The sequence below is a fragment of the Streptomyces sp. NPDC016851 genome, from assembly GCF_055562795.1.
Genome location: NZ_JBVHEP010000047.1, coordinates 23,200 through 23,414, shown reverse-complemented (window position 1 = coordinate 23,414; position 215 = coordinate 23,200). Strand labels below are relative to the sequence as shown.

The following is a 215-nucleotide window of genomic DNA, read 5'->3' as shown; positions in this document are numbered from 1 at the left end:
ACCTCGCCATGGCCCTCAACAACCTCGCCAACCATCAAAGCCAGACCGGAGACCGCCAAGCCGCCCTCACCACCGCCACCGAAGCCGTCACCATCCGACGAACCCTGGTCGACGCCAACCCCGCCGCACACCTCCCCAACCTCGCCAGCGCACTCAACAACCTCGCCAACCATCAAAGCCAGACCGGAGACCGCCAAGCCGCCCTCACCAACGCC

The 215-nt window shown here is 66.5% G+C and carries 1 protein-coding gene; it reads left to right on the top strand.

Annotated elements, in window-relative coordinates:
- Positions 1-8: 8 nt before the first annotated feature.
- On the top strand, positions 9-215 hold a 207-nt coding region (locus ACZ3I3_RS40760; RefSeq protein WP_467372910.1), incomplete at its 3' end, for a hypothetical protein.